Source organism: Pseudomonas sp. FSO-7 (assembly GCF_059579345.1).
The window spans coordinates 1,006,059-1,032,597 of record NZ_CM184193.1 but is presented as its reverse complement, the minus strand read 5'-3'; the positions used below and the strand labels follow the sequence as shown (position 1 = coordinate 1,032,597).

Annotated in this window: 22 protein-coding genes; 14 read left to right on the top strand and 8 right to left on the bottom strand. The window is 61.4% G+C overall.

The genetic code is table 11. The annotated features are described in order from the left end of the window. Positions 1-4 precede the first annotated feature (4 nt). The 4 genes from AC515T_RS04330 to AC515T_RS04315 all read right to left on the bottom strand — a co-directional run bounded on the left by AC515T_RS04330 (position 5) and on the right by AC515T_RS04315 (position 4,664). Positions 5-751 carry a FadR/GntR family transcriptional regulator gene (locus AC515T_RS04330; RefSeq protein ID WP_072410832.1) on the bottom strand — a complete coding sequence of 249 codons (747 nt, stop codon included), beginning with the start codon at positions 749-751 and terminating at the stop codon, positions 5-7. 277 nt (positions 752-1,028) lie between these two features. Continuing rightward, on the bottom strand, positions 1,029-2,756 hold the full coding sequence (locus AC515T_RS04325) for an ABC transporter ATP-binding protein/permease (RefSeq protein WP_496531567.1): 1,728 nt from the start codon (positions 2,754-2,756) through the stop codon (positions 1,029-1,031). Positions 2,757-2,848: 92 nt separating this feature from the next. Continuing rightward, entirely contained in the window at positions 2,849-3,409 is a 561-nt protein-coding gene (locus AC515T_RS04320; RefSeq protein WP_003177957.1) for a response regulator transcription factor, read from the bottom strand. After that, positions 3,402-4,664 (bottom strand): ATP-binding protein, encoded by a 1,263-nt coding sequence (locus tag AC515T_RS04315; RefSeq protein WP_496531566.1) that lies wholly within the window; start codon positions 4,662-4,664, stop codon positions 3,402-3,404. The genes AC515T_RS04320 and AC515T_RS04315 overlap by 8 nt, the downstream gene beginning before the upstream one ends. Before the next feature lie 332 nt (positions 4,665-4,996). Here AC515T_RS04315 and AC515T_RS04310 point away from each other — a divergent pair, with 332 nt between their 5' ends. Continuing rightward, positions 4,997-5,713: an SIMPL domain-containing protein gene (locus AC515T_RS04310; RefSeq protein ID WP_496531565.1), complete on the top strand. Its 717-nt coding sequence runs from the start codon at positions 4,997-4,999 to the stop codon at positions 5,711-5,713. Positions 5,714-5,854: 141 nt separating this feature from the next. On the opposite strand, the gene AC515T_RS04305 is transcribed toward AC515T_RS04310, so the two are convergent. Both AC515T_RS04305 and AC515T_RS04300 read right to left on the bottom strand, forming a co-directional pair. After that, positions 5,855-6,103, bottom strand: a complete 249-nt coding sequence (locus AC515T_RS04305) for a hypothetical protein (RefSeq protein ID WP_496531564.1) — start codon at positions 6,101-6,103, stop codon at positions 5,855-5,857. Positions 6,104-6,399: 296 nt separating this feature from the next. Next, positions 6,400-6,783, bottom strand: coding sequence for a DUF6124 family protein (locus tag AC515T_RS04300; protein ID WP_496531563.1), 384 nt, complete (start codon positions 6,781-6,783; stop codon positions 6,400-6,402). Positions 6,784-7,511: 728 nt separating this feature from the next. On the opposite strand from AC515T_RS04300, the gene AC515T_RS04295 reads away from it, so the two are divergent. From AC515T_RS04295 to AC515T_RS04255, 9 genes are all read left to right on the top strand, one after another. Beyond that, on the top strand, positions 7,512-9,113 hold the full coding sequence (locus AC515T_RS04295; RefSeq protein ID WP_496531562.1) for an ABC transporter substrate-binding protein: 1,602 nt from the start codon (positions 7,512-7,514) through the stop codon (positions 9,111-9,113). 255 nt (positions 9,114-9,368) lie between these two features. After that, positions 9,369-10,994: an ABC transporter substrate-binding protein gene (locus AC515T_RS04290; protein ID WP_496531561.1), complete on the top strand. Its 1,626-nt coding sequence runs from the start codon at positions 9,369-9,371 to the stop codon at positions 10,992-10,994. Between the two features lie 383 nt (positions 10,995-11,377). Next, the gene (locus AC515T_RS04285) at positions 11,378-12,979 is read left to right on the top strand and encodes an ABC transporter substrate-binding protein (protein WP_496531560.1); all 1,602 of its coding nucleotides are present in this window, start codon (positions 11,378-11,380) and stop codon (positions 12,977-12,979) included. Positions 12,980-13,150: 171 nt separating this feature from the next. Next, entirely contained in the window at positions 13,151-14,566 is a 1,416-nt protein-coding gene (locus tag AC515T_RS04280; protein WP_496531559.1) for an OprD family porin, read from the top strand. 75 nt (positions 14,567-14,641) lie between these two features. Further along, positions 14,642-16,237 (top strand): ABC transporter substrate-binding protein, encoded by a 1,596-nt coding sequence (locus tag AC515T_RS04275; RefSeq protein ID WP_496531558.1) that lies wholly within the window; start codon positions 14,642-14,644, stop codon positions 16,235-16,237. Between the two features lie 74 nt (positions 16,238-16,311). Beyond that, a complete protein-coding gene (locus AC515T_RS04270) occupies positions 16,312-17,322 on the top strand; it encodes an ABC transporter permease subunit (RefSeq protein ID WP_030139822.1) in 1,011 nt (336 codons plus the stop codon). A gap of 10 nt (positions 17,323-17,332) precedes the next feature. Further along, positions 17,333-18,244, top strand: coding sequence for an ABC transporter permease subunit (locus AC515T_RS04265; protein ID WP_496531557.1), 912 nt, complete (start codon positions 17,333-17,335; stop codon positions 18,242-18,244). Positions 18,245-18,254: 10 nt separating this feature from the next. After that, on the top strand, positions 18,255-19,223 hold the full coding sequence (locus AC515T_RS04260) for an ABC transporter ATP-binding protein (RefSeq protein WP_487753534.1): 969 nt from the start codon (positions 18,255-18,257) through the stop codon (positions 19,221-19,223). Beyond that, positions 19,223-20,203 carry a peptide ABC transporter ATP-binding protein gene (locus tag AC515T_RS04255; protein ID WP_496531556.1) on the top strand — a complete coding sequence of 327 codons (981 nt, stop codon included), beginning with the start codon at positions 19,223-19,225 and terminating at the stop codon, positions 20,201-20,203. The genes AC515T_RS04260 and AC515T_RS04255 overlap by 1 nt, the downstream gene beginning before the upstream one ends. 224 nt (positions 20,204-20,427) lie before the next feature. Here the strand turns inward: AC515T_RS04255 and AC515T_RS04250 are convergent, their stop codons facing one another. Both AC515T_RS04250 and AC515T_RS04245 read right to left on the bottom strand, forming a co-directional pair. Continuing rightward, positions 20,428-20,679, bottom strand: a complete 252-nt coding sequence (locus AC515T_RS04250; RefSeq protein WP_186729509.1) for a hypothetical protein — start codon at positions 20,677-20,679, stop codon at positions 20,428-20,430. Between the two features lie 423 nt (positions 20,680-21,102). Further along, positions 21,103-22,686 (bottom strand): peptide chain release factor 3, encoded by a 1,584-nt coding sequence (locus AC515T_RS04245; RefSeq protein ID WP_192261457.1) that lies wholly within the window; start codon positions 22,684-22,686, stop codon positions 21,103-21,105. A gap of 329 nt (positions 22,687-23,015) precedes the next feature. On the opposite strand from AC515T_RS04245, the gene AC515T_RS04240 reads away from it, so the two are divergent. From AC515T_RS04240 to AC515T_RS04225, 4 genes are read left to right on the top strand one after another with little or no spacing between them, the layout of a single operon-like run. Continuing rightward, a complete protein-coding gene (locus tag AC515T_RS04240; protein WP_496531555.1) occupies positions 23,016-23,732 on the top strand; it encodes an ABC transporter permease in 717 nt (238 codons plus the stop codon). Positions 23,733-23,758: 26 nt separating this feature from the next. After that, the gene (locus AC515T_RS04235; protein ID WP_496531554.1) at positions 23,759-24,661 is read left to right on the top strand and encodes a glycine betaine ABC transporter substrate-binding protein; all 903 of its coding nucleotides are present in this window, start codon (positions 23,759-23,761) and stop codon (positions 24,659-24,661) included. Positions 24,662-24,676: 15 nt separating this feature from the next. Beyond that, entirely contained in the window at positions 24,677-25,330 is a 654-nt protein-coding gene (locus AC515T_RS04230) for an ABC transporter permease (protein ID WP_060739198.1), read from the top strand. Beyond that, entirely contained in the window at positions 25,327-26,484 is a 1,158-nt protein-coding gene (locus AC515T_RS04225; protein ID WP_496531553.1) for an osmoprotectant ABC transporter ATP-binding protein OsmV, read from the top strand. Before AC515T_RS04230 ends, AC515T_RS04225 begins: the two co-directional genes overlap by 4 nt. Positions 26,485-26,539: the final 55 nt, after the last annotated feature.

Below are 26,539 nucleotides of genomic sequence, written 5' to 3'. Positions count from 1 at the left end.
ATGCTCATCCCTGCGCCTGCGCCTCCTCATGGGCCTGACGCAGCCTTTCGCGGCTGTTGGTCAGGTGCAAACGCATGGCCGCGCGGGCCGCATCCGAATCCTGACGGGCGATGGCTTCGTAGATTTCCTCGTGCTCGCGGCTCAGGCGATCCATGTAGTGCTGGTGGTCGTCGTGGGCCAGGCGCGCCGAGTTCAGCCGGGTGCGCGGGATGATGCTGGTGCCCAGGTGGGTCATGATATCGGTGAAGTAGCGGTTGCCGGTGGACAGGGCGATTTCCAGGTGGAAGGCGAAGTCCGAAGCCACCGCGTCGCTGGCGTGGGCGGCGCTTTCCTTCAAGGCATCGAGGGCGGCGCGCATCGTCGCCAGTTGCTCGTCGCTGCGGCGCTGCGCCGCCAGCCCGGCGGATTCCACTTCCAGGCTGATGCGCAACTCCAGGATCGCCAGCACGTCCCGCAAGGTGACCACCGTGGCCGGGTCGATGCGAAAACCGCTCGGGCTGGGCGTGTCCAGCACGAAGGTGCCAATGCCATGGCGGGTTTCCACCTGGCCGGCGGCCTGCAACCGGGAAATCGCCTCGCGCACCACGGTGCGGCTGACGCCATGGGCTTCCATGATCGCCGACTCGGTGGGCAGTTTATCGCCACGCTTGAGCAGGCCATCGCGAATCTGCTCGGTCAGCACCGTCACCAGCTCCTGCGCCAGGCTGCGGCGCTTGCGGGGAAGGCGGGGTACGTCGATGGGGTTTTCCATTGTGTCGTGTCTCGGCAAGCGGCTGAATGACAACATCATAGCGCAACGTGGTTGTACGATCACCGTGGGTGCAGTGGCGAGTCTGCAACTGAAACCGAGTCGGCCTCATCGCGAGCAAGCTCGCTCCCACATTGGATCGGTTGTAGACATAAACATCCGATTCACCACAAACCCGTGTGGGAGCGAGCTTGCTCGCGATGGCGGCGGGTCAGCCACAGCAATATCAACTGACCTACCGCTATCGCGAGCAAGCTCGCTCCCACAGGTTCTGGGGTGGTCAGGCGGTCACGGTGCGCTCCACCAGTTGGCCATTTTCGATACGCACATGTCGCGGGTGGAAACGTTTCAAACTGCTTCGGTGGCCAACGCTGACGATGCTCAGGCCCGGCAACTGGTCGATCAGCGCCTGGTACAGCGTCGCCTCGTCTTCTTCGTCCATCGCCGACGTGGCTTCGTCCATGTACAACCATTGCGGTGCATAAAGCAATGCGCGGGCAAAGGCCAGGCGTTGTTGCTCGCCAGGCGAGAGCATGCGCTGCCAGTGGTTGCTTTCATCCAGCCGCGAGACCAGATGCGGCAGGCGGCAGGTTTCCAGCACCTGTGCATAACGTTCGTTGGGGTAGACGTCGCCAGCCTGTGGATAACTCAGTACTTCGCGCAGGCTGCCAATGGGCAGATAGGGTTTCTGCGGTAGGAACAGGTAACGCGCCGCCGGAAGCCGGATCGTCCCGTGCCCCGCTGGCCACAAATGCCCCATCGCGCGAAACAGGGTGGATTTGCCACTGCCGGAACGACCACTGAGCATGACCCGCTCGCCCGGCGCCACGCTCATGTCGGCGTTGTCGAGCAGATGACGACCGTCGGCCAGGTCCAACCCCAGGTTATGAACCGTCAACGCGCTGCCCTGGTTCTGCACATCGATGGCCGGCACGCGGTCTTCGTTGTCGCTCATGGCCTGGCGGAAACTCAACAGACGATCACAGGTGGCGCGCCACGCGGCGAGGTCGGCATAAGCGCTGATGAACCAGCTGAAGTTCTCTTGCACATTGCCGAACGCCGAGTTGATCTGCATGAGCTCGCCCAGCTGGATCTTGCCGGCGAAGTAGCGCGGCGCGGCGACGATGAACGGGAAGATGATCGCGATCTGGCCGTAGCCGGAAGTGAAGAACGTCAGGCGTTTGGACACCCGCATGATGTCCCAGAAGTTATGCCAGACCAGGCCGAAACGCCCGCTCAGGCGGCGGTTCTCGTTCGGCTCGCCGTTGTACAGCGCAATGCTCTCGGCGTTTTCCCGCACCCGGACCATGGAGAAACGCAGGTCGGCTTCGAAGCGTTGCTGGTTGTTGTTCAGCCCGATCAGGCGTCGGCCGATCAGGTGCGTCAGCCAACTGCCCACCGCCGCATACACCAGCGCGCACCAGAACATGTAGCCGGGGATGGTGTAGCCGAACACTTCGATGCTGCCGGACACGCCCCACAAGATGATCGAGAACGACACCAGGCTGACCACGGTGCGCAGCAATCCCAGCCCCAGGCCCAAGGTGTTGGTGGTGAAACTGTTGAGGTCTTCGGAAATCCGCTGGTCCGGGTTATCGGTGTAGCCGCCCTGCTCCAGCCGGTAGTAATTCTTGTTGCCCAGCCAGCGGGCGAAGTGCTGCTCGGTGAGCCAGGCCCGCCAACGAATGGTGAGCATCTGCGTGAGGTACAAGCGATAGACGGCGCCGAGGATCGCCACCGCCGCGATGCCGCAGAAATACAGGATCAACTGCCAGAACGCCGCGCTGTCCTTCTCTTGCAGGGCGTTGTAGAAATCCTTGTACCAACTGTTGATCCACACCGAAATTGCCACACTGAACAGCGACAACGCGATGACAGCGATCAACAACGTCCAGGCCTTGCCCTTCTCCTCACTGCGCCAGTACGGCGTGGTCATTTGCCAGACACGGCGGAAAAACTGCCCGCGCACCGCGTCATTGACCGCGGAATATTCAGCGTTCTGATTCATGGTTAAGGCTCAAATAAAGAAAAGACTCGGGCCGATCATAGAACAACGGCCCGATGTGTCGCGAGGGTGGACAGCATTCGTTCAGCGCAGGTTCAGCGACGCACGGGACGCTTTTGCAATTTGCGCTGCAAAGTCCGCCGATGCATGCCCAAGGCACGGGCGGTGGCGGAAATATTGCCTTCGTGCTCGGTCAGCACCCGCTGGATGTGCTCCCATTGCAGGCGATCCACCGACATGGGATTTTCCGGCACCAGGGTGTCGAGGTCGGCGTGCTCGGACAACAGCGCTGCCAGGACATCATCGGCATCCGCCGGTTTGCACAGGTAATTGCACGCACCGCGCTTGATGGCCTCGACCGCGGTGGCGATGCTCGAATAACCGGTGAGGATCACCACGCGCATCTCCGGGTCCAGCTCCAGCAACTTGGGCAGCAGCACCAGACCCGAGTCGCCGTCCATCTTCAGGTCCAGGGCGGCATAGTCCGGCAGGTCGGCCTGGGCGATGGTCAGGCCTTCCTCGGCGGAACCGGCGGTACTCACACGAAAACCGCGACGGGACATGGCCCGGGCCATGACGCGGGTGAAGGTGGCGTCGTCATCCACCAGCAACAGGTGCGGCAGTTCTTCGCCGTCGACTTGGATCTCGTCACTCATATTCGTCTCCTCGGTCGGCATGGGGCAGGCGCAGCTCGGTGAGCGTGCCGCCTTCCTCATGGGGGTAGAGTTTCACCGAGCCGCCGGCGCGTGTCACGCTGGCTTTGCTCAAGAACAGGCCCAGGCCGAAACCTTTGCCCTTGGTGGTATAGAACGGCTTGCCGATCTGCTCGGCAATCGCCAGGGGCACGCCGGCGCCATGGTCGCGAATGCGGATCGTCAGCTCATAGGCATTCCAGTCCAGCGCCACCTCCAGGTTGTCGGGACAGGCATCGGCGGCATTGTTCAGCAGGTTCAACAGCGCCTGGGTCAGGTCCGGCGGCGGCGCCATGCGCGGCACCACCCCCTTGCCCAGGCATTGGAAGCGATAACTGGCCTCCGGGCGCATCAGGTGCCAGCGGTTCAGGGCATCGTCGAGCCAGAAGGTGACCGCCTGCATGTCGATGTCCAGCCGGCGATTGGCCTCGGCGGCGCGCACCAGGTATTGCAGGGTTTCCTTGCACAGCTTGACCTGGTCCTGCAGCACGCTGAGGTCTTCCTGCAACGCAGGGTCGTGATGATCCTGGCGCATTTCCTTGAGCAGCACGCTCATGGTCGCCAGCGGTGTGCCCAGCTCATGGGCGGCGCCAGCGGCCTGGGTGGCCACGGCCAGCAATTGCTCATCCCGCAGGCCCTCTTCACGACGGATCGCCCGCAACTCTTCCTGACGGCGCAGCTCCTCGGCCATGCGCGCGGCAAAAAACGTGATGACCGCCGCAGCCAGGGCGAAACTCAGCCACATGCCGTAGATCTGCAGGTTTTCCCGAGCGATGGGGAAGGTTTCCAGTGGGTAGAAGCGCGCCAGCAGCAAGGTGTACAGCGCCAGGGCGATGCCGGACAGGATCAGCGAATACCGCCAGGGCAAGGTCACGGCGGCGATGGTCAGCGGCACCAGGTAATAGGAGACGAAGGGGTTGGTGGAGCCGCCGGAGAAATACAGCAGCGCGCTGTGGATAAACAGATCGCAGGCCAGTTGCACGGCGTATTCCAGCTCGGTCACCGGCCACGAGGTGCGCAGACGGATGGCGGTCAGCGCGCACAGTATCGAAGAGCAGGCCAGGGTGATCGCCAATTGCAGCCACGGCAGCGGCAGCAGCTCGAACCAATAGGCGAGCCCCACGGACCCGGCCTGGGCGGCCAGGACCAGAATTCGGATAAACGTCAGACGCCAGAGGTTCTGGCGAGAGGCGGAAGTCATTTGCAAAGGGGCGAGCATGAGCTCTCCTGATGAGCGCTCCAGGCGGATCGCACGGAGTATAACCAAGGCGCGGGTTGCCGCGGCAGATATGCGGCAAAGCGCCACAGCCCTGGATGCCACAGATCCCCTTGTGGCGAGGGAGCTTGCTCCCGCTGGACTGCGCAGCAGGCCCAAAAAGACTACGACTGCTGCGCAGCCGAGCGGGAGCAAGCTCCCTCGCCACAAGAGCTTTTCGCCGGGCATGATCTGTATAGAAGTTGTAACTGTGCGAACCCGCCCATAAAAGCTAGAGTCTTATCGTTCACGCAGGCCTGGAACCTACCCCTGCGCATCATCCTCAAGGAGCTTTCATGCACACGTTCAGTCGCCCCGCCGCCCTGCTCGCCCTCAGCCTCGGCACCGTCGCCAGCCTGCCGGCCCTGGCCGCCGACGAGCTTCACTACAACCAGATTTCCCTGCGCGCCGAAGTCAACAAGGACGTGGCGCGTGACCTGATGATCGTCACCCTCTACACCGAGGAACAAAACACCGACCCGGCCAAACTCGCCGCGACCGTCAGCACTACGCTGAACAAAGCCATCGACCAGGCCAAACAAGTCAAGGACATCACCCTGCGCCAGGGCAGCCGTAGCAGTTACCCGATCTACGACAACAAAGGCCAGAAAATCACCGGCTGGCGCGAACGCGCCGAACTGCGCCTGGAAAGCGCCGACTTCGCCGCCCTGTCCAAACTCACCGGCGAACTGCTGGGCGACCTGAAAATGGGCGGCATGGACTTCGCCATCGCCACCGCCACCCGCCAGAGCAGCGAAGACGCCCTGCTCAAAGATGCCGTCAACGCCTTCAAGGCCCGCGCCCAACTGGCCACCGATGCCCTGGGCGGCAAGGGTTACAAAATCGTCAATCTGAACTTCAACACCAACGGTTATCCACAACCGTACATGCGCCCGCAAATGATGATGAAAGCGGCGTCCATGGATGCTGAGTCGGTCACGCCGGAAGTCGTACCTGGCACCAGCCAAGTGACGATGACGGCGGATGGGGTGGTTGAGGTGTTGATGCCGTAACCCGCCTGAGCCGATCATTCCCACGCTCCGCGTGGGAATGCAGCCCGAGACCCTCTGCGTCCCGTCCAAAGCCGAACGCGGAGCGTCCGTGGAGGCATTCCCACGCGGAGCGTAGGAACGATCAAACTGTCTGCTATGTTTTTACTTCAGCAAAGGCGCAGCCGCCTGCGCGAGCTTGGTGAGCAATTCGATATCTTGCCCGTCGCGCGCGCCATCCTCGTTTAAATCAGTTTTTATCCCCACCTTGTCGTAGCGGCCATCCTTCAGAGAGGACGACACAAAGGTATCGAGGTAACACTGTTCGTCACGATAGAACTTGAGCCGAACCTCAGGGTTTTCATCACGGTCAAGATCTTTAAGTGATATGCGGATTTCGTTAGCGGCCATCATCGAACCTCATCCGTTAAGTTAGATCGGTACGGCATCGCTGCTTTGAATAAAGCACGCCCGTATCCAGCATCCTAACCACGCCCCCGAGACCGTCTACTGTCAGAGCTGACAGGTGGACGCCCATACGGACCGAACCTCTCAAACTTGCGAGGAGAAACCCTGTGGCGAGGGGATTTATCCCCGCTGGGCTGCGCAGCAGCCCCAACCCTGACACCTCGGTGTATCAGCTGGATGCAGTCGCTGCTGTTGGGGCCGCTTCGCGCCCCAGCGGGAGCAAGCTCCCTCGCCACGGGGGATCACGCTGCCGGGCTGACCGGTGCCTCAAGCTGATCCAACGCCTTGTCCACCAGCAACTGGCACAACTCCACTAACTGATGAATCCCCAGCGCCACGCTGCGCCGCGTACCCTCCACTTCAAAGGCCAGGTCCTCGGCCATGGCTTTTATCGAAGCCAGGGTTTCGGAGGTGCTGGTCAACAGCGTGTCGGCGTCGGCTTTGGCGGTGACGGAAAACAGGCTGTCGATGCGCTGATCGGTGCTTGGCTCTGAAGGCTTTGGGTTGAGGTAATGATTGAGGGCGCGCTCGGCGGCGGCGCGGTCTTTGAGCAGGTCTTCGATGGAATCGAAGCCGGAAAGAGGGTTGGTTTTGTTGAAGGGTGGGTCGGGGACTGACTTATCCATATTCATTGCTCCTGCTTAAAAATTGGAGCCATCCCTGTGTCGTTTCCACGCGACAATAAGGTGGCAGCGGTACGCGGGGTGGAAATACCGGTTAGCAGGACCCGGCCAGACCGAAGTCTGCCCACGCACAGCCGCCAAGACGCAGTTTGCAGACGAAACGAGACGTCGGCAACACGATGTTCAGCCATGCCACTGCTAAAGGTTCAGGTTTCCACACCCGGTCGCTGATTAGGCAGCGACGTTCAAAGGTTAGAGAGCGCATTTCCGAGGGACAACCCTAAAAAGCTGTGGGATGTTTCGTTTCGGGGCCGATGATCCTTCCGACACAAATGAATGACTCATCCCGCTTCTCAGGTCCCCGCAAACCCGTGGCGAGGGAGCTTGCTCCCGCTTGGGCTGCGCAGCAGCCCCCCAACCAACACCTCGGAGTGTCAGATGAATGGAGTCGCTGTTTAGGGCCGCTTCGCGCCCCAGCGGGAGCAAGCTCCCTCGCCACGATTTTGTGGTCGGCCCGCAATTTGAGGTTGTCCCTCAGGCCGCCATCGCGAGCAAGCTTTGCTCCCACAAACCTGACAGGTGTACACCCGGGAGAAACAGGCCGGCTATAAGGCCGCCTCGTCCAAAGCGCTATGCCCAAACCCAACAGTCCCCCTCACTTTTCGATATTTCCAACACCCCCACCCGCAACGCTACTCTCCTGAAAACCTCGCCACCCCCCAAGGGATTTCATGGACAGAACCACCTTCAAACCCCTCCTGCTCACCCTGACCCTGATCAGCAGCGCCCCACTGGCCCAGGCCGCCACCACCCTGGTCTACTGCTCCGAAGCCAGCCCCGCCGGATTCGACCCCAGCCAATACACCAGCGGCACCGACTTCGACGCCTCAGCCGAAACCGTCTTCAACCGCCTCACCCAATTCAAACGCGGCGGCACCGAGGTCGAACCTGGATTAGCCACGAGCTGGGACGTATCGCCCGACGGCCTGGCCTACACCTTCCACCTGCGCGACGGCGTGAAATTCCACACCACCGACACCTTCACCCCCACCCGCGACTTCAACGCCGACGATGTGCTGTTCACCTTCCAGCGCCTGCTCGACCCGCAGCACCCGTTCCGCCAGGCCTACCCCACCGAATCGCCGTACTTCACCGACATGGGCCTGAACACCACGATCAAAAGCGTTGAAAAAGTCGATGAACACACCGTGCGTTTCAACCTGAACAACGTCGACGCCGCCTTCGTGCAAAACCTGGCGATGAGTTTCGCTTCCGTGCAGTCCGCCGAATACGCGGCGCAGTTGTTGAAGGAAGGCAAGGCCGGCGATCTCAACCAGAAACCCGTCGGCACCGGGCCGTTCGTGTTCAAGCGCTATCAGAAGGACTCGCAGATCCGCTACGCCGCCAATACCGCGTACTGGAAACCCGAGGACGTGAAGCTCGACAACCTGATTTTCTCCATCACCCCAGACGCCGCCGTGCGCCTGCAAAAACTCAAGCGCGGCGAATGCCAGGTCAGTGGCTACCCACGCCCGGCCGACATCGAGGTGATCGAACAGGATCCGAACCTACAAGTACTCAAGCAGCCCGGTTTCAACCTGGGCTTCCTGGCCTACAACGTGACGCACCCGCCCCTGGACCAACTCAAGGTCCGCCAGGCGCTGGACATGGCCATCGACAAGCCGGCGATCATCAAGGCCGTGTACCAGAGCGCCGGACAACTGGCGCAGAACGCCTTGCCGCCGGCCCAGTGGTCGTTCGACCCGAGCATCCAGGACGCGCCCCACGACGTGACCAAGGCCAAGGCGCTACTCAAGGAGGCCGGGGTTGCGCCGGGTACCACCCTCAATTTATGGGCAATGACGGTGCAACGCGCCTCCAACCCCAACGCCCGGATGTCGGCACAGATGATCCAGCAGGATTGGGCCAAGATCGGGATCAAGGCCAACATCGTCAGTTATGAATGGGGCGAGTACATCAAGCGTGCGAAAAATGGCGAACATGATGTGATGATCTACGGTTGGACCGGCGATAACGGCGACCCCGACAACTGGCTGGGGGTGCTGTACAGCTGCGCGGCGGTCAAGGGCAGCAACTACGCCAAGTGGTGCGACCCGGCCTACGACCGCTTGATCCAGCAGGCCAAGGTCTCCACCGACCGCCAGCAACGGATCGATCTGTACCAACAAGCGCAGAAAATCCTCAAGCAACAGGTGCCGATCACCCCGATCGCCAACTCCACGGTATTCCAGCCGATAAACAGGCAGGTGGTGGATTTCAAACTCAGCCCATTCGGCCTCACACCCTTCTACGGCGTGGGTTTGAAGAAGTAATACCCGCCCATTCCCGGTGCATCGAAGCCACGCGGCGCACCGGGAAAGGGCGCAATTCGCCCCTAAAAAACGCGCGCAAACGATCAAATGCGTCGGAAGTTACACAGATGCGACATTAAGGTACGTTCGTGCCACTGTTTCAGACTTGTAACCGCTCTGGATCTTGCATTGGGTATGGGGCCTGCATAAGTATCCGCAGGACGACTCACGAGGTCGCCCTCAAATCCAAAAATGACAACAAATCATGAGGCCAACATGCTTAAACAAGCGGTCATTCCGTTTTTAGTCGGCGCAAGCTTATTAGCCAGCGCACCTTTCGCCCAAGCCGCGACTAACCTGGTGTTCTGCTCCGAAGGGAGCCCGGCCGGTTTTGACCCGGGTCAGTACACCACCGGAACCGACTTCGACGCCTCTGCAGAGACCATGTTCAACCGTCTGACCCAGTTCGAACGTGGCGGCACCGTCGTGATTCCTGGCCTGGCGACCAAATGGGACATTTCCGAAGACGGCCTGACCTACACCTTCCACCTGCGTGAAGGCGTCAAGTTCCACACCACCCCGTACTTCAAGCCGACCCGCGAATTCAACGCCGACGATGTGCTGTTCACCTTCAATCGGATGATCAACAAGGACGACCCGTTCCGTAAGGCCTACCCGACCGAATTCCCGTACTTCACCGACATGGGGATGGACACCAACATCACCAAGATCGATAAAGTCGACGACCACACCGTCAAGTTCACCCTCAAGGATGTCGACGCCGCGTTCATCCAGAACATGGCCATGAGCTTCGCTTCGATCCAGTCCGCCGAATACGCCGCCCAGTTGCTCAAGGAAGGCAAGGCCCCCGACATCAACCAGAAGCCGATCGGCACCGGCCCATTCGTATTCAAGAGCTACCAGAAAGACTCCAACATCCGCTACACCGGGAACAAGGACTACTGGAAGCCTGACGACGTGAAGATCGACAACCTGATCTTCGCCATCACCACCGACCCGTCGGTGCGCATGCAAAAGCTCAAGAAAAACGAATGCCAGATCACCCTCTTCCCACGCCCGGCCGACCTCAAGGCCCTGAAGGAAGACAAGACACTGAAGATGCCGGACCAGGCGGGTTTCAACCTGGGCTACATCGCCTATAACGTGATGGACAAGATCAAGGGCAGCAACGAGCCAAACGTGCTGGCTGACCTGAAAGTCCGCCAGGCGCTGGACATGGCGGTCAACAAGCCGCAGATCATCGACTCGGTCTACCAGGGCGCCGGCCAACTGGCGGTCAACGCCATGCCGCCAACCCAATGGTCCTACGACACCACCATCAAGGACGCCAAGTACGATCCTGAGAAAGCTAAAGAGCTGCTCAAGGAAGCCGGCGTCAAGGAAGGCACCAACATCACCCTGTGGGCGATGCCGGTTCAGCGTCCGTATAACCCGAACGCCAAGCTGATGGCCGAGATGCTGCAGTCCGACTGGAAGAAGATCGGCCTGAACGTCAACATCGTCAGCTACGAATGGGGCGAGTACATCAAGCGCTCCAAAGGCGGCGAGAACCAGGCGATGATCATCGGCTGGAGCGGCGACAACGGTGACCCGGACAACTGGCTCAACGTGCTGTTCGGTTGCGACTCGCTGGCCGGCAACAACTTCTCCAAATGGTGCGACAAGAAATTCGATGGCCTGGTCAAGGAAGCCAAGCGCACCACCGACCAGTCCAAACGCACCGAACTGTACAAACAGGCACAACACGTCCTCAAGGATGCCGTGCCAATGACACCTATCGCTCACTCGACGGTGTATCAACCCATGCGCGCCAACGTGCAGGACTTCAAGATCAGCCCATTTGGCTTGAACTCCTTCTACGGCGTCAGCGTCAGCAAATAAGGTGACCTGTGGCGAGGGAGCTTGCTCCCGCTGGGCTGCGTAGCAGCCCCTCTTTTGAGCGCGATGGCGGTGTACCAACAACGCCATCGCGAGCAGGGCTCGCTCCCACGGCATGCCGTTGCTTTAAGCCAAGACCCAGGAAAACGCCTACATCCAAAAGCACTGCGTACCACAGCAGTTGGTTTGGGACGTATCGCCTTTTCCCACAAGTCTTTCAGGTATTACGCATTTACCGCCCGGCCCACGGCTCATACCGTCGGCACCTGGACGGCTTGCCAGCCCTGCGGCATCGCTACGCAATGGAACGAGCTCAGTACGCCGGACCTGTCCCCGGAAGGACACCGGTTCACTGTTAAAACACCCCGAACGAGAGAGGGAGCGTCATGCGCCATACCTTGGTTTTATCCGCATTGCTGGGCACCGGCCTGCTGGCCGCCACATCCGCAGCCCAGGCCGCCGGCGGTAGCCTGGTGTTCTGTTCCGAAGGCAGCCCCGCCGGTTTCGACACCGCGCAATACACCACGGCCACCGACAACGATGCCGCCGAACCGCTGTACAACCGCCTGGCCGAGTTCGAAAAAGGCGCGACCAACGTCGTCCCGGGCCTGGCGACCAGTTGGGACATTTCCGAAGACGGCTTGAAGTACACCTTCCACCTGCGCGAAGGGGTGAAGTTTCACACCACCGACTACTTCACGCCGACCCGGGATTTCAACGCCGACGACGTGCTGTTCACCTTCAACCGCATGCTTGATCCGCAGCATCCGTTCCGCAAGGCCTACCCCACCGAGTTCCCCTACTTCAACGGCATGAGCCTGAACAAGAACATCGCCAAGGTGGAAGCGACCGGGCCGTTGACCGTGGTCATGACGCTCAACAGCGTGGACGCCGCGTTCATCCAGAACATCGCCATGAGTTTCGCCGCGATCCTGTCCGCCGAATACGCCGACCAGTTGCTCAAGAGCGGCAAGCCGAGCGACATCAACCAGAAGCCGATCGGCACCGGGCCGTTCGAGTTCAAGAGCTACCAGAAAGACTCCAACATCCGCTACGTCGCCAACCAGCAATACTGGGCGCCGGAGCGGGTGAAGCTGAACAACCTGATCTTCTCCATCAACACCGATGCCTCGGTGCGGGTGCAGAAACTCAAGGCCAACGAATGCCAGATCACCCTGCATCCGCGTCCCGCCGACGTGCCGGCCTTGAAGAACGACCCCAAGCTGCAGTTGATCGAGAAGCCCGGCTTCAACCTGGGCTACATCGCCTATAACACCCGCCACAAGCCGTTCGACCAGGTCGAAGTGCGCCGGGCGCTGGACATGGCGGTGAACAAGCAAGGCATTCTCAATGCCGTGTACCAGGGCGCGGGACAACTGGCGGTCAATGCCATGCCGCCGACGCAGTGGTCCTATGACGACACCATCAAGGACACCGCCTACAACCCGGAAAAAGCCAAGGAGTTGCTCAAGGCCGCCGGGGTCAAGGAAGGCACCGAAATCACCCTCTGGGCCATGCCCGTGCAACGCCCGTACAACCCCAACGCCAAGCTGATGGCCGAGATGCTCCAGGCCGACTGGGCGAAGATCGGCTTGAAAGTGAAGATCGTCAGCTACGAATGGGGCGAGTACATCAAGCGCACCAAGAACGGCGAGCATGACGTGAGCCTGATCGGTTGGACCGGTGACAACGGGGACCCGGACAACTGGCTCGGTACGCTGTACAGCTGTGATGCGATTGGCGGCAACAACTACTCCATGTGGTGTGACCAGGACTACGACAAGCTGATCAAGCAGGCCAAGGTCGTCACCGACCGCGACCAGCGCACCGTGCTCTACAAACAGGCCCAGCAGTTGCTCAAGCAGCAAGTGCCGATCACCCCTGTTGCCCACTCGACGGTCAACCAGCCGCTGAGTACCAAAGTCGAAGGGTTCAAGGTCAGCCCCTTCGGTCGCAATGTCTTCTCGGGCGTCAGCCTGAACCCATAACCGTTAGCCACACAGCGCGGGCTTCCTTTGGAAGCCCCACGCCGACGTCTTGCCGTAATTCGCCAATCAGGCATCAAGCAAACGTTTGCAAGCTGTGAATGAGTTGTAAAACCGATAGCCGTATCACCAAAAAAGAACGGCATTAAAAAAGAAAGAAAAGGAGCGTTACCGATGAAACTGAGCAGCACCGCGATACTGGCCTTGGCCATTAGCAGCATTAGCGCAACGGCGTTTGCAGAATCCCAGAGCCAGGCCGTCACCCCGGTGACCCTCAAGACCACCAGCGAGCAAAGCGAAGCCAAGGGTTTCATCGATGGCCAGTCCATCACTGGCACCACGCGCAACTGGTACGCCAACGAGCAATTCAAGCGCGGCACGAAACTCACCTATCGCAAAAACGGTGAAGCACGCGAGACCGACCGCCGGATCAACTGGGTGCAAGGCACCATCGTCAAGTACAACTCGGGCTTCACCGAAGGCACCGTAGGCTTCAGCACCGAAGTGGCCGCCTACAACGCTATCGCCCTGGACCAGGACCGCAAGGACCTGGCGTCCAACAATGGCGGTGCACCGACCACCCGTCCTGGCGCCGGCAACAACCGTACCCTGACCCGCGAAGGCGGCGACGCCGTGGGCCAGTGGAGCAAACTGGGCCTGGCCAACCTCAAGGCCCGTGTTTCCAACACCACCCTGACCGCCGGCCGCCAGAACTTCAGCAGCCCGATGGTCGACGTCATCGGCAACCGTGCCCTGCCCTCCAGCTTCCAAGGTGTGAGCCTGCACAGCGAAGAATTCGAAAACCTGGCGTTCGATATCGCCACCTTCGACCGCAACTCGCCGCGTACCGAAGAGAGCCAGCGCAAGTTCCGTTCCGAATACGGTGACAGCAGCGTCGAGACCGATCACGTCAACACCGCTGGTATCACTTACCAGCCACTGGCCAGCCTGAAGACCAGCCTCTGGGCGACCGAAGCCGAAGACATGTGGAACCAGTACTATTTCGGCGCCACCCATGAACTGGGCGACAGCTCGGTGCTGAGCCTGACCACCGGCCTGAACTACTACAAGACCGTGGACTCGGGCAAAAGCAAGCTGGGCGAGATCGACAACGACACCTACTCCCTGTCGTTCGGCCTGACGCACCAGGCCCACAGCCTGACGTTCTCGTACCAGGAAGTGAACGGTAACGAGTACTTCGACTACCTGCACGAAACCAACGGCATCTACCTGGCCAACTCCCTGCTGTCGGACTTCAACGGCCCGAACGAGAAATCCTTCCAGATCGCCTACGGCCTGAACATGGCCGAATACGGCGTGCCCGGCCTGAAGTTCAACATCTACCAGGCGCGCGGCTGGGGCATCGACGGTACGCATTACAACAGCACCGGTTACAGCGACGTGCGGGCCATGGACGGTGAGCACCACTACGAATACGGCGTCGGCGCGTCCTATGCCGTACAGAGCGGTCCTCTGAAAGCCACCGCGATCCGTGCGACCTACACCGCACACCGCGCCAGCGAAAACCAGGCCGACGGCAGCCTCAACGAGTTCCGCCTGGTCACCACCATCCCGTTCAACATTCTCTAAACTGCCACCGGGCGGTCGACTCACGAGGTCGTCCGCCCGGTCTTTTGCCATTGACCCGATTGCAGAGGATTGACGATGAACATGATTCCCCTACGCGCCGCCATCGCCGCCGCGCTGCTGAGCGTCGCCGTTGGCGCCACGGCCAAACCCCTGGTGGTTTGCACAGAAGCCAGCCCGGAAGGCTTCGACATGGTCCAGTACACGACTGCAGTCACCGCCGATGCCGTGGCGGAAACCATTTTCAATCGCCTGGCCGATTTCAAGCCCGGCACCACCGAAGTGATTCCGGCCCTGGCCGAATCCTGGGACATCAGTGACGATGGCCTGACGTACACCTTCCACCTGCGCAAGGGCGTCAAGTTCCACACCACCGACTACTTCAAGCCGACCCGCGACATGAACGCCGACGACGTGGTCTGGAGCTTCCAGCGCCAGCTGGACCCGAACCACCCGTGGCACAAACTGTCGAGCGTGGGCTTCCCCTACTTTGAAAGCATGGGCTTCAAGGAACTGCTCAAAAGCGTCGAGAAAGTCGACGAGCACACGGTCAAGTTCAGCCTGACCCGCCGCGAAGCGCCGTTCCTGGCCGACATCGCCATGGCCTTCTCCTCGATCTACCCGGCCGAATACGCCGACCAGTTGCTCAAGGCAGGCAAGGCCGGCGACCTCAACAGCAAGCCAGTCGGCACCGGGCCGTTCGTCTTCCAGCGCTACAACAAGGACGCCCAGGTTCGCTTCAAGGCCAACCCGGACTACTTCCGTGGCAAGCCGCCGGCCGATGCGCTGGTATTGGCCATCGCCACCGACAACAACGTACGCATGCAAAAACTCAAGACCAACGAGTGCCAGATCGCGCTGTATCCGAAACCCGATGACATCCCCAGCATCAAGAAAGACCCGAACCTGAAGGTCACTGAACTGGACGCGATGACCGTCTCCTACACCGCCCTGAACACCAGCCACAAATACATGAGCGACGTGCGGGTGCGCAAGGCCATCGACCTGGCCTTCGACAAGGAAGCCTACGTCAACGCGCTGTTCGGCAAGGGCAACGCCACCGTGGCGGTCAACCCGTACCCGCCAACCCTGCTGGGCTTCAACCACGACCTGAAGAACCCCACCCGCGACCTGGACAAAGCCCGCCAGTTGCTCAAGGAAGCCGGCGTGCCGGAAGGCACCGTGTTCACCCTGTTCACCCGCAACGGCGGCGGCCCGACCAACCCCAACCCGATGCTCGGCGCACAGATGATGCAGGCGGACCTGGCGAAGGTCGGGATCAAGGTCGACATCCGCGTGATGGAATGGGGCGAAATGCTCAAGCGCGCGAAAAACGGCGAGCACGACATGGTGTCCGCCGGATGGGCGGGCGACAACGGCGACCCGGATAACTTCCTGACGCCTATGCTCAGTTGCGAGGCGGCCAAGAACGGCGAAAACTACGCGCGCTGGTGCAACGAGAAATTCCAGACGCTGATCGACCAGGCACGCGCCACGGTGAACCCCGAAGAGCGCGCCAAGCTCTATGAACAGGCCCAGGTGATTTTCAACCAGGACCAACCGTGGATCAGCATGGCCCACACCCGCATGTTCACCGCAATGCGCAACAACGTAGAGGGCTATGTGATTAGCCCGCTCACCACCAACAACTTCGCCACCACCCAGGTGAAGTAGATAAGAAAACGCCCGGTATCCCTTATCCGAGGGCTACCGGGCACGCCTAACCGGCTGATGAGGTACACCTGAAGATGTTTAGTTTTATTGCCCGCCGATTGGGATTACTGATCCCCACGTTCTTCGGCATCACCTTGCTGACCTTCGCGTTGATTCGCATGATCCCCGGCGACCCCGTGGAAGTGATGATGGGCGAACGTCGGGTCGATCCCGAAATGCATGCACAGGCAATGGAACGCCTTGGCCTCAACAAACCGCTGTATGCCCAGTACCTGGACTACATCGGCAAACTGGCCCACGGCGACCTCGGCGAATCGCTGCGTACCCGTGAAAGCGTATGGACCGAGTTCAGCTCCCTGTTTCCCGCGACCCTGGAACTGTCCATGGCCGCCCTGTTGTTCGCCGGTATCCTGGGCCTGCTGGCCGGGGTGATCGCGGCACTCAAGCGAGGATCCCTGTTCGACCATGGGGTGATGGGCATCTCCCTGGCGGGGTATTCTATGCCGATCTTCTGGTGGGGCCTGATCCTGATCATGTTCTTCTCGGTCTCCCTGGGCTGGACGCCGGTGTCGGGACGGATCGACCTGCTCTACGACATCGAGCCGAAAACCGGCTTCATGCTGATCGACACGCTGCTGGCCGACGAGCCGGGCGCGTTCCTCGATGCCCTGCACCACCTGATCCTGCCGGCCATCGTGCTGGGCACCATTCCGCTGGCGGTCATCGCCCGCATGACCCGTTCTTCGATGCTCGAAGTGCTGCGTGAAGACTACATCCGCACCGCCAAGGCCAAGGGCCTGTCGCCGTCGCGCGTGGTGTTCGTGCATGGCCTGCGCAACGCACTGATCCCGGTACTGACCGTGGTTGGCCTGCAAGTCGGCACGCTGCTGGCCGGTGCGGTCCTGACCGAAACGATCTTCTCCTGGCCGGGCATCGGCAAGTGGCTGATCGAAGCCATCGGCGCCCGGGACTACCCCGTGGTGCAGAACGGCATCCTGTTAATCGCCTGCCTGGTGATTCTGGTCAACTTCGTCGTGGACATCCTCTACGGCTTTGCCAACCCACGCATCCGTCACCAGCGCTGAGATCAAAACCATGAGTACTCCAACTACCGCGGTAGCAGTCGATCAAAGCCTGCTGTACCCGTCCCCGTACAAAGAATTCTGGCAGGCGTTTTCCCGCAACAAGGGCGCCGTGGCCGGGCTGCTGTTCATGATCCTGATCGTGTTCTGCGCGATCTTCGCCCCGTGGGTCGCGCCCCATGACCCGAGCGAGCAATACCGCGACTTCCTGCTGACGCCGCCGGCCTGGCTTGAAGGCGGGCAGATCCAGTTCCTGCTGGGCACCGACGAACTGGGCCGCGACCTGCTGTCGCGCCTGATCCAGGGTTCGCGCCTGTCGCTGCTGATCGGCTTGTCATCGGTGGTGATGTCGCTGATCCCGGGCATCCTGCTGGGGCTGTTCGCCGGGTTTTTCCCGCGCATCCTCGGCCCGACCATCATGCGCCTGATGGACATCATGCTCGCCCTGCCTTCGCTGCTACTGGCCGTGGCGATCGTCGCCATCCTCGGCCCAGGCCTGATCAACACCGTGATCGCCATCGCCATCGTGTCGCTGCCGTCCTACGTGCGCCTGACCCGTGCCGCGGTGATGGGCGAACTGAACCGCGACTACGTGACCGCCGCCCGCCTCGCCGGTGCCGGCCTGCCGCGCCTGATGTTCATCACCGTGCTGCCTAACTGCATGGCTCCGCTGATCGTCCAGGCGACCCTGAGCTTTTCCTCGGCCATCCTCGACGCCGCCGCCCTGGGCTTCCTCGGCCTCGGCGTGCAACCGCCCACCCCGGAGTGGGGCACCATGCTGGCCTCGGCCCGCGACTACATCGAACGCGCCTGGTGGGTCGTGAGCCTGCCTGGCTTGACCATTTTGCTCAGCGTGCTGGCAATCAACCTGATGGGCGACGGGCTGCGCGATGCGCTGGACCCGAAACTCAAGAATGCCGCCTGAGGAGATTCCCATGTCACTGCTAGAAATCAAGAATCTCAACGTTCGCTTCGGCGACGCCACCGCCGTGCCGGTGGTCGACGGCCTGGACCTGAGCGTGGAAAAAGGCGAAGTCCTGGCCATCGTCGGCGAATCGGGCTCGGGTAAATCCGTGACCATGATGGCGCTGATGGGCCTGATCGAGCACCCCGGCATCGTCACCGCCGATGCGCTGAACTTCGATGGCAAGAACATGCTCAAGCTGAGCAACCGCCAGCGCCGGCAGATCGTCGGCAAGGACCTGGCGATGGTGTTCCAGGACCCGATGACCGCGCTCAACCCCAGCTACACCGTGGGTTTCCAGATTGAAGAAGTGCTGCGCCTGCACCTGAAGATGTCCGGCAAGGCCGCCCGCAAGCGCGCCATCGAGCTGCTGGAAAAGGTCGAGATCCCCGGCGCCTCCAGCCGCATGGACGCCTACCCGCATCAACTGTCCGGCGGCATGAGCCAGCGCGTGGCGATTGCCATGGCGATTGCCGGCGAGCCGAAATTGTTGATCGCCGACGAACCGACCACCGCCCTCGACGTGACCATTCAGGCGCAGATCATGGACCTGCTGCTGGCCCTGCAAAAAGAGCAGAACATGGGCCTGGTGCTGATCACCCACGACCTGGCCGTGGTGGCTGAAACCGCCCAGCGCGTGTGCGTGATGTACGCCGGCCAGGCCGTGGAAGTGGGCCAGGTGCCGCAGCTGTTCGACATTCCGGCCCACCCCTACAGCGAAGCGCTGCTGGCGGCGATTCCGGAGCACAGCATGGGCGCCGAACGCCTGGCGACTCTGCCGGGCATCGTGCCCGGTCGCTACGACCGTCCACAAGGCTGCCTGCTGTCGCCGCGCTGCCCGTACGTGCAGGACAACTGCCGTCAACAACGCCCGGCCCTCGATCCGAAATCCAACAGCCTCGCCCGCTGCTTCTACCCGTTGAACCAGGAGGTGGCGTGATGGCCGTCGTACTTACCGCCCGTGACCTGACCCGTCATTACGAAGTGTCCCGTGGCATGTTCAAGGGCCATGCGACCGTGCGCGCCCTCAACGGTGTGTCGTTCGAACTGGAAGCCGGCAAGACCCTGGCCGTGGTGGGCGAATCCGGTTGCGGCAAATCCACCCTCGCCCGGGCCCTGACGCTGATCGAAGAACCGTCCGCCGGCTCCTTGAAAATCGCCGGCCAGGAAGTGGCCGGCGCCAACAAGGCCGAACGCAAGCAATTGCGCAAAGACGTGCAGATGGTCTTCCAGAGCCCCTACGCGTCCCTCAACCCACGGCAGAAAATCGGCGATCAACTGGCCGAGCCGTTGCTGATCAACACCAACCTGTCGGCCACCGAGCGGCGGGAGAAAGTCCAGGCGATGATGAAGCAGGTGGGCTTGCGTCCCGAGCATTACCAGCGCTACCCGCACATGTTCTCCGGCGGCCAGCGCCAGCGCATCGCCCTGGCCCGCGCCATGATGTTGCAACCCAAGGTGCTGGTGGCGGACGAACCGACGTCGGCGCTGGACGTGTCGATCCAGGCCCAGGTGCTGAACCTGTTCATGGACCTGCAGCAGGAATTCAACACCGCCTACGTGTTCATTTCCCACAACCTGGCAGTGGTGCAGCACGTGGCCGACGACGTGATGGTGATGTACCTCGGCCGCCCGGTGGAAATGGGCCCCAACGAGAACATCTACAGCCGCCCGCTGCACCCCTACACCCAGGCGCTGCTGTCGGCCACCCCGACCATCCACCCGGACCCGAACAAGCCGAAGATCAAGATCGTCGGCGAACTGCCCAACCCGCTCAACCCGCCGTCCGGCTGCGCCTTCCACAAGCGCTGCCCGTACGCCACCGAGCGTTGCCAAACCGAAGAACCGGCGTTGCGGTTGCTCGATAACCGGCAGGTGGCGTGTCACTACGCCGAGCGGTTTCTCGACGGCGCGGCGTAAGGTGTCAGGCAAAGGCAAATAGAGCCTTTGTGGCGAGGGAGCTTGCTCCCGCTGGGCCGCGCAGCGGCCCCTCTTTTTCGGGCCTGCTACGCAGTCCAGCGGGAGCAAGCTCCCTCGCCACAGGGGTAAGTCTTCGCCTTGGGTCATGCACCCTGCATAAAAAACCCCTCCAGGCCCGACTGAGTCTCAGTTGGGGCTGGAGGGGTTTTCTTTAGAACAGACCTCTACGTCTGGCTATCGCCCTCTGCATCCTCATCGTCATCCGGGGTGTCGATTGGCGAACCATCATCGTCCTCACCATCGTCCGGATCACCTGCGTCCGCATCGGTCGCGGCAAGCATCAACTCACCCTGAACCACCGAGCCACTCGACGCGTGCTTCTCATGCTCATCGCACTCGGCCCACGCAGCCGTTGAACCGAGGGAAAGCATCACCAGTACCTTTAGCAAAAACATCATGCGTAGCAGCTTATTCATAGCCATTTCCTTCTTTTTCCGGATAAAGCCGGGGCCCGACGGCGCTCAAGAAAATCTAGTTCTGAACAGGCCGGTTCACCAGATAGGACGCCACAGAACCAACAGAAATGCCGCTGCCCGACAGATTGGTTTCGAATAAGCGTTATCTCCAAACCAACTAACGCCAGAAGCCAGTGTGGGAGCGGGCTTGCTCGCGATGACGGCGGCACATCCGACATAGATGCTGACTGACCCACCGCTATCGCGAGCAGGCTCGCTCCCACAGGGGTTATGGATGACCGGGAGATTGAGCACTGGCACAAGACCCATGTGGGAGCGAGCCGGCTCGCGATGACGGTGGCACATCCGGCACAGATGCTGACTGTCCCACCGCTATCGCGAGCAAGCTCGCTCCCACAGGTTTTCGGTTTTAACGCTTATTGCTTAGTGATGCTCACGCGTCGCGCGGAATTTGACATCCGGCCAGCGCTCTTCCATCAGTGCCAGATTGACCCGGGTTGGGGCTAGGTAGGTCAGGTGGCCGCCGCCATCCAACGCGAGGTTTTCCACGGCCTTGTTGGAGAATTCCTCGAGTTTCTTCTTGTCGCCGCATTCGACCCAACGGGCGGAGTACACGGTGATCGGCTCGTAGGAGCACTCAACCTTGTATTCCTCTTTCAAGCGGCTGGCGACGACGTCGAACTGCAGCACACCGACGGCGCCGAGGATGATGTCGTTACTGCGCTCCGGGAAGAACACCTGGGTGGCGCCCTCTTCGGCCAGTTGCTGCAGGCCCTGGCGCAATTGCTTGGACTTGAGCGGGTCCTTCAGGCGCACGCGGCGGAACAGTTCCGGGGCGAAGTGCGGGATGCCGGTAAAGCCCAGGGCTTCGCCTTCGGTGAAGGTGTCGCCGATCTGGATGGTGCCGTGGTTGTGCAGGCCGATGATGTCACCGGCGAAGGCTTCTTCCAGTTGTTCGCGCTCCGAGGAGAAGAAGGTCAAGGCGTCGCCGATGCGCACGTCCTTGCCGGTGCGCACGTGGCGCATCTTCATGCCCTTGTCGTATTTGCCGGAGCAGATGCGCATGAAGGCGATGCGGTCGCGGTGCTTGGGGTCCATGTTCGCCTGGATCTTGAACACGAAGCCCGAGAACTTCTCTTCCACCGGCTCCACGGTGCGCTCGTTGGCGACGCGTGGTAGCGGGCGCGGAGCCCAGTCGACCACGGCGTCGAGCACATGGTCCACGCCGAAGTTGCCCAGGGCAGTCCCGAAGAACACCGGGGTCAGTTGGCCGTCGAGGAATTCCTGCTGGTTGAACTCATGGCAGGCGCCCTGCACCAGTTCCAACTGCTCGACAAAACGCTCGTACTCATCGCCCAGGTGGGCGCGGGCCTCGTCGGAATCGAGCTTCTCGATGATCTTGACGTCGGTGCGCTCGTGCCCGTGACCGGCGGTGTAGACGATGATGTAGTCGTCGGCCAGGTGGTACACGCCCTTGAAGTCGCGGTAGCAACCGATCGGCCAGGTGATCGGCGCCGCCTTGATCTTCAGGACCGCTTCGATCTCGTCGAGCAGTTCGATCGGGTCACGGATGTCGCGGTCGAGTTTGTTGATGAAGCTGACGATCGGCGTGTCCCGCAGACGGCAGACGTCCATCAGCGCGATGGTCCGTGGCTCGACGCCTTTACCGCCGTCGAGGACCATCAAGGCCGAGTCCACCGCGGTCAGGGTGCGGTAGGTGTCTTCGGAGAAGTCTTCGTGGCCCGGGGTGTCGAGCAGGTTGATCATGTGATCGCGATACGGAAACTGCATGACCGACGTGGTAATGGAGATACCCCGTTGCTTTTCCATTTCCATCCAGTCGGAGGTGGCATGGCGGTCGGACTTGCGAGACTTCACCGTGCCGGCGACCGCAATCGCCTTGCCCATCAGCAAGAGCTTCTCGGTGATGGTGGTCTTACCGGCATCGGGGTGGGAAATAATGGCGAAAGTGCGGCGTTTCGCGACTTCGGCGGCCTGTTTGGTCATGGGAAATCGCCTGGCAGGTGATTCAAAAAAGGGCGGCGATTATAGCTCAACTTGCGCCAGGAACCGAACCGTTGAGCACATCCAGGGTGGCCAGATCTTCCCTTACATGGGAACCTTTTGCCGCGTGGAGGCGTCCACCCCCTGTTACGGCTATTCGTCAGGGTCTGAAAATCAGCAAGTTAGCCTGACGAGGCTGCGCTCATGGCTCACTTCGACGGCCGTTTTACCGGCCTTGCAAAGAGCTGCTTCTCGCGAACGTTTCCCGGCAACCAGTGATGGTTTGCCGCCCGGGAAAGCGTGCGCCGACTGAAAGACAAAGGAGTCCGCCTGTGGCTATCCGCTATGGCAAAGGGCTTATCGGAGGTGCGGTCGTCGTCGCCCTCCTGGCCCTGTTGGTCCACTGGATCGGCATCGATACGATCCGACATTACCGCGACGATCTGCTGTTTTACCTGCAAGCGCACCTGATGCTTGTCTTGGCCTCCATGTTGGCGGCCCTGATTGTCGGCATCCCCGCCGGCATCGCCTTAAGCCGCCCTGGCCTGGTCGGGCGCGCCGAACGCTTCATGCAAGTGTTCAACATCGGTAACACCGTACCGCCCCTGGCCGTACTGGCCATCGCCCTGGGCATCCTGGGCATCGGCAGCGGGCCCGCTATCTTCGCCCTGTTCCTCGCTTCGTTGTTGCCCATCGTGCGCAACACCTATGAAGGCCTGAAGAATGTCCAGGGCTCCCTCAAGGAGGCCGCTGTCGGCATCGGCATGACCCCGCGCCAGGTGTTGTGGAAAGTCGAGTTGCCCAACGCCGTGCCGATCATCGTCGGTGGCGTGCGCGTGGCCCTGGCGATCAACGTCGGCACCGCGCCCTTGGCGTTCCTGATCGGCGCCAACAGCCTCGGCAGCCTGATCTTCCCCGGCATCGCCCTGAACAACCAGCCGCAGCTGTTGCTCGGCGCGGCCTGCACCGCCTTGCTGGCGCTGCTGCTCGACGGCCTGGTGACACTGGCCAGCCGCCTCTGGCTGGAACGCGGTCTGCGACCGTCATAAGTCCGGCTGGAAAAAGGAAATCGTTTATGAAGAAGTTGAGCTTGATACTGGGCTGTGTCCTGCTGTTCGCAGGGTTCGCCCAAGCGGCTGAAAAACCGTTGATCCGCCTCGGCGCCCGGGTGTTCACCGAGCAGACGCTGCTGGCGGAAATCACCGCGCAATATTTGCGCACCAAGGGCTACGACGCGCAGATCACCGGCGGCCTGGGCAGCAACCTGGCCCGCAGTGCCCATGAGACCGGGCAACTGGACCTGTTGTGGGAGTACACCGGCGTGTCGCTGGTGGCCTACAACCACGTCACGGAAAAACTCGACAGCGCCCAGTCCTACGCCCGGGTGAAAGAACTCGACGCGAAAAAGGGCCTGGTCTGGTTGGCACCGTCGAAATTCAGCAATACCTTCGCCCTGGCCCTGCCGGAAAAGGTTGCGCAGAAATACCCGCAAATCAACACTATCAGCCAATTGAACACGGTGTTGCAAGCCGAAGCCGATGACAATCATCTGGTGGCCCTGGACACCGAGTTCGCCAACCGTTCCGACGGCCTGGCGGGCATGGTCGAGCAGTACGGCATGAACCTGACCCGCAAGAATATCCGGCAGATGGACGCGGGCCTGGTCTACACCGCCCTGCGCAATAGCCAGGTGTTCGCCGGCCTGGTCTATACCACCGACGGCCGGCTGAACGCGTTCAAGCTGAAGTTGCTGGAAGACGACAAGCATTATTTCCCCGACTACACCGCCGCGCCGGTGGTGCGCCAGGCGTACCTCGACGCGCACCCGCAACTGGCCGCACAGCTCAAGCCCCTGGCCGAGCTGTTCGACGATGCAACCATGCGCCAGCTCAACGCCCGCGTGGACGTCGATCATGAAAGCCCCTCCGCCGTTGCCGCCGATTTCCTGCGCCAACATCCGCTGCTCTCAACCCAATGACCTGGAGGAAAAGCCATGGACTTTCTTGACGCCTTTTCCCATCTGGACTGGCCGCTGGTGCTGCACCTGACCTGGCAGCACATCACCCTGGTGGGCATCGCCGTGACCCTGGCGATTGTCGTCGGCGTACCCCTGGGCATTTTCATGACCCGCTTCCCGGCGCTCGCCGGCCCACTACAGGCCAGCGCCACGGTGCTGCTGACGATTCCGTCGATTGCGCTGTTCGGCCTGCTGCTGCCGTTCTATTCCAAATTCGGCCAGGGCCTGGGCCCGATGCCGGCGATCACCGCAGTGTTTCTCTATTCGCTGTTGCCGATCATGCGCAACACCTACCTGGCCCTGACCGGCGTCGAACCGGGCATCCGTGAAGCCGCCCGCGGCATCGGCATGACCTTCGCCCAGCGCCTGCGCATGGTCGAACTGCCCATCGCCGTGCCGGTGATCCTGGCCGGCGTACGCACCGCCGTGGTCATGAACATCGGCGTCATGACCATCGCCGCCACCATCGGTGCCGGTGGCCTGGGCGTGCTCATCCTCGCTTCCATCAGCCGCAGCGACATGTCGATGCTGATCGTCGGCGCCGTGCTGGTCAGTCTCCTGGCCATCTTCGCCGACCTGCTTCTGCAATGGCTGCAACGCTCGCTGACCCCAAAAGGACTACTGAAATGATCGAACTTCAAAACCTCAGCAAAACCTTCAAGAGCAACGGCAAAGACGTCAAGGCCGTGGACTCGGTGAACCTGATCGTCAATGAAGGCGAGATCTGCGTGTTCCTCGGGCCGTCGGGCTGTGGCAAAAGCACCACGCTGAAGATGATCAACCGGCTGATCCCGCCCACCTCGGGCAAGGTATTGATCAACGGCGAAGACACCACCGGCCTCGACGAAGTGACCCTGCGCCGCAACATCGGCTACGTGATCCAGCAGATCGGCCTGTTCCCGAACATGACCATCGAGGAAAACATCACCGTCGTCCCGCGTCTGCTGGGCTGGGACAAGCAGAAATGCCACGACCGCGCCCGCGAATTGATGAACATGATCAAGCTCGAACCCAAGCAGTACCTGCATCGCTACCCTCGTGAACTGTCCGGCGGCCAGCAGCAGCGGATCGGCGTGATCCGGGCCTTGGCGGCCGATGCGCCGCTGCTGCTGATGGACGAACCCTTCGGCGCGGTCGACCCGATCAATCGCGAGATGATCCAGAACGAGTTCTTCGAGATGCAACGGGCGCTGAACAAGACCGTGATCATGGTCAGCCACGACATCGACGAGGCCATCAAGCTGGGGGACAAGATCGCGATCTTCCGCGCCGGCAAGCTGGTCCAGTGCGATCACCCGGACACGTTGCTGGCGCATCCGGCCGACGAGTTCGTCAGCAACTTCGTCGGCCAGGACAGCACGCTCAAGCGCCTGTTGCTGGTCAAGGCCGAAGACGCCGCCGACAACGCCCCGTCGGTCAGCCCCGAAACGCCAGTGGGTGAGGCGCTGGAGTTGATGGACGAACATGACCGACGCTACGTGGTGGTCACCTGTGCCGAGAACAAGGCCCTGGGTTATGTACGCCGTCGCGACCTGCACCGCCAGAGCGGTACGTGCGGCCAATACCTGCGCGAATTCAACGCCACTGCCGCCTACGACGAACACCTGCGGATCCTGCTGTCGCGCATGTACGAGTTCAACCGTTCGTGGCTGCCGGTGCTGGACGCCGAGCGGGTGTTCCTGGGGGAAGTGACCCAGGAGTCGATTGCCGAGTACCTGAGCTCGGGGCGCTCTCGTGGAGGCAAGACCAGCATCGTTTCGCCAGCAGAAACGGCGATGAACTGACCTCGGTGACGCCACGGATGCCAGCCGCTCGACGGCGGCTTGGCCCCTTGGCCCT

Coding starts and splice junctions, on each gene's coding strand:
- AC515T_RS04225 (WP_496531553.1), top strand. CDS start 25,327: ATGATCGAACTTCAAAACCTCAGCAAAACCTTCAAGAGCAACGGCAAA.
- AC515T_RS04270 (WP_030139822.1), top strand. CDS start 16,312: ATGTTTAGTTTTATTGCCCGCCGATTGGGATTACTGATCCCCACGTTC.
- AC515T_RS04300 (WP_496531563.1), bottom strand. CDS start 6,783: ATGGATAAGTCAGTCCCCGACCCACCCTTCAACAAAACCAACCCTCTT.
- AC515T_RS04295 (WP_496531562.1), top strand. CDS start 7,512: ATGGACAGAACCACCTTCAAACCCCTCCTGCTCACCCTGACCCTGATC.
- AC515T_RS04290 (WP_496531561.1), top strand. CDS start 9,369: ATGCTTAAACAAGCGGTCATTCCGTTTTTAGTCGGCGCAAGCTTATTA.
- AC515T_RS04255 (WP_496531556.1), top strand. CDS start 19,223: ATGGCCGTCGTACTTACCGCCCGTGACCTGACCCGTCATTACGAAGTG.
- AC515T_RS04265 (WP_496531557.1), top strand. CDS start 17,333: ATGAGTACTCCAACTACCGCGGTAGCAGTCGATCAAAGCCTGCTGTAC.
- AC515T_RS04280 (WP_496531559.1), top strand. CDS start 13,151: ATGAAACTGAGCAGCACCGCGATACTGGCCTTGGCCATTAGCAGCATT.
- AC515T_RS04230 (WP_060739198.1), top strand. CDS start 24,677: ATGGACTTTCTTGACGCCTTTTCCCATCTGGACTGGCCGCTGGTGCTG.
- AC515T_RS04260 (WP_487753534.1), top strand. CDS start 18,255: ATGTCACTGCTAGAAATCAAGAATCTCAACGTTCGCTTCGGCGACGCC.
- AC515T_RS04250 (WP_186729509.1), bottom strand. CDS start 20,679: ATGAATAAGCTGCTACGCATGATGTTTTTGCTAAAGGTACTGGTGATG.
- AC515T_RS04320 (WP_003177957.1), bottom strand. CDS start 3,409: ATGAGTGACGAGATCCAAGTCGACGGCGAAGAACTGCCGCACCTGTTG.
- AC515T_RS04310 (WP_496531565.1), top strand. CDS start 4,997: ATGCACACGTTCAGTCGCCCCGCCGCCCTGCTCGCCCTCAGCCTCGGC.
- AC515T_RS04305 (WP_496531564.1), bottom strand. CDS start 6,103: ATGATGGCCGCTAACGAAATCCGCATATCACTTAAAGATCTTGACCGT.
- AC515T_RS04235 (WP_496531554.1), top strand. CDS start 23,759: ATGAAGAAGTTGAGCTTGATACTGGGCTGTGTCCTGCTGTTCGCAGGG.
- AC515T_RS04325 (WP_496531567.1), bottom strand. CDS start 2,756: ATGAATCAGAACGCTGAATATTCCGCGGTCAATGACGCGGTGCGCGGG.
- AC515T_RS04245 (WP_192261457.1), bottom strand. CDS start 22,686: ATGACCAAACAGGCCGCCGAAGTCGCGAAACGCCGCACTTTCGCCATT.
- AC515T_RS04285 (WP_496531560.1), top strand. CDS start 11,378: ATGCGCCATACCTTGGTTTTATCCGCATTGCTGGGCACCGGCCTGCTG.
- AC515T_RS04275 (WP_496531558.1), top strand. CDS start 14,642: ATGAACATGATTCCCCTACGCGCCGCCATCGCCGCCGCGCTGCTGAGC.
- AC515T_RS04315 (WP_496531566.1), bottom strand. CDS start 4,664: ATGCTCGCCCCTTTGCAAATGACTTCCGCCTCTCGCCAGAACCTCTGG.
- AC515T_RS04330 (WP_072410832.1), bottom strand. CDS start 751: ATGGAAAACCCCATCGACGTACCCCGCCTTCCCCGCAAGCGCCGCAGC.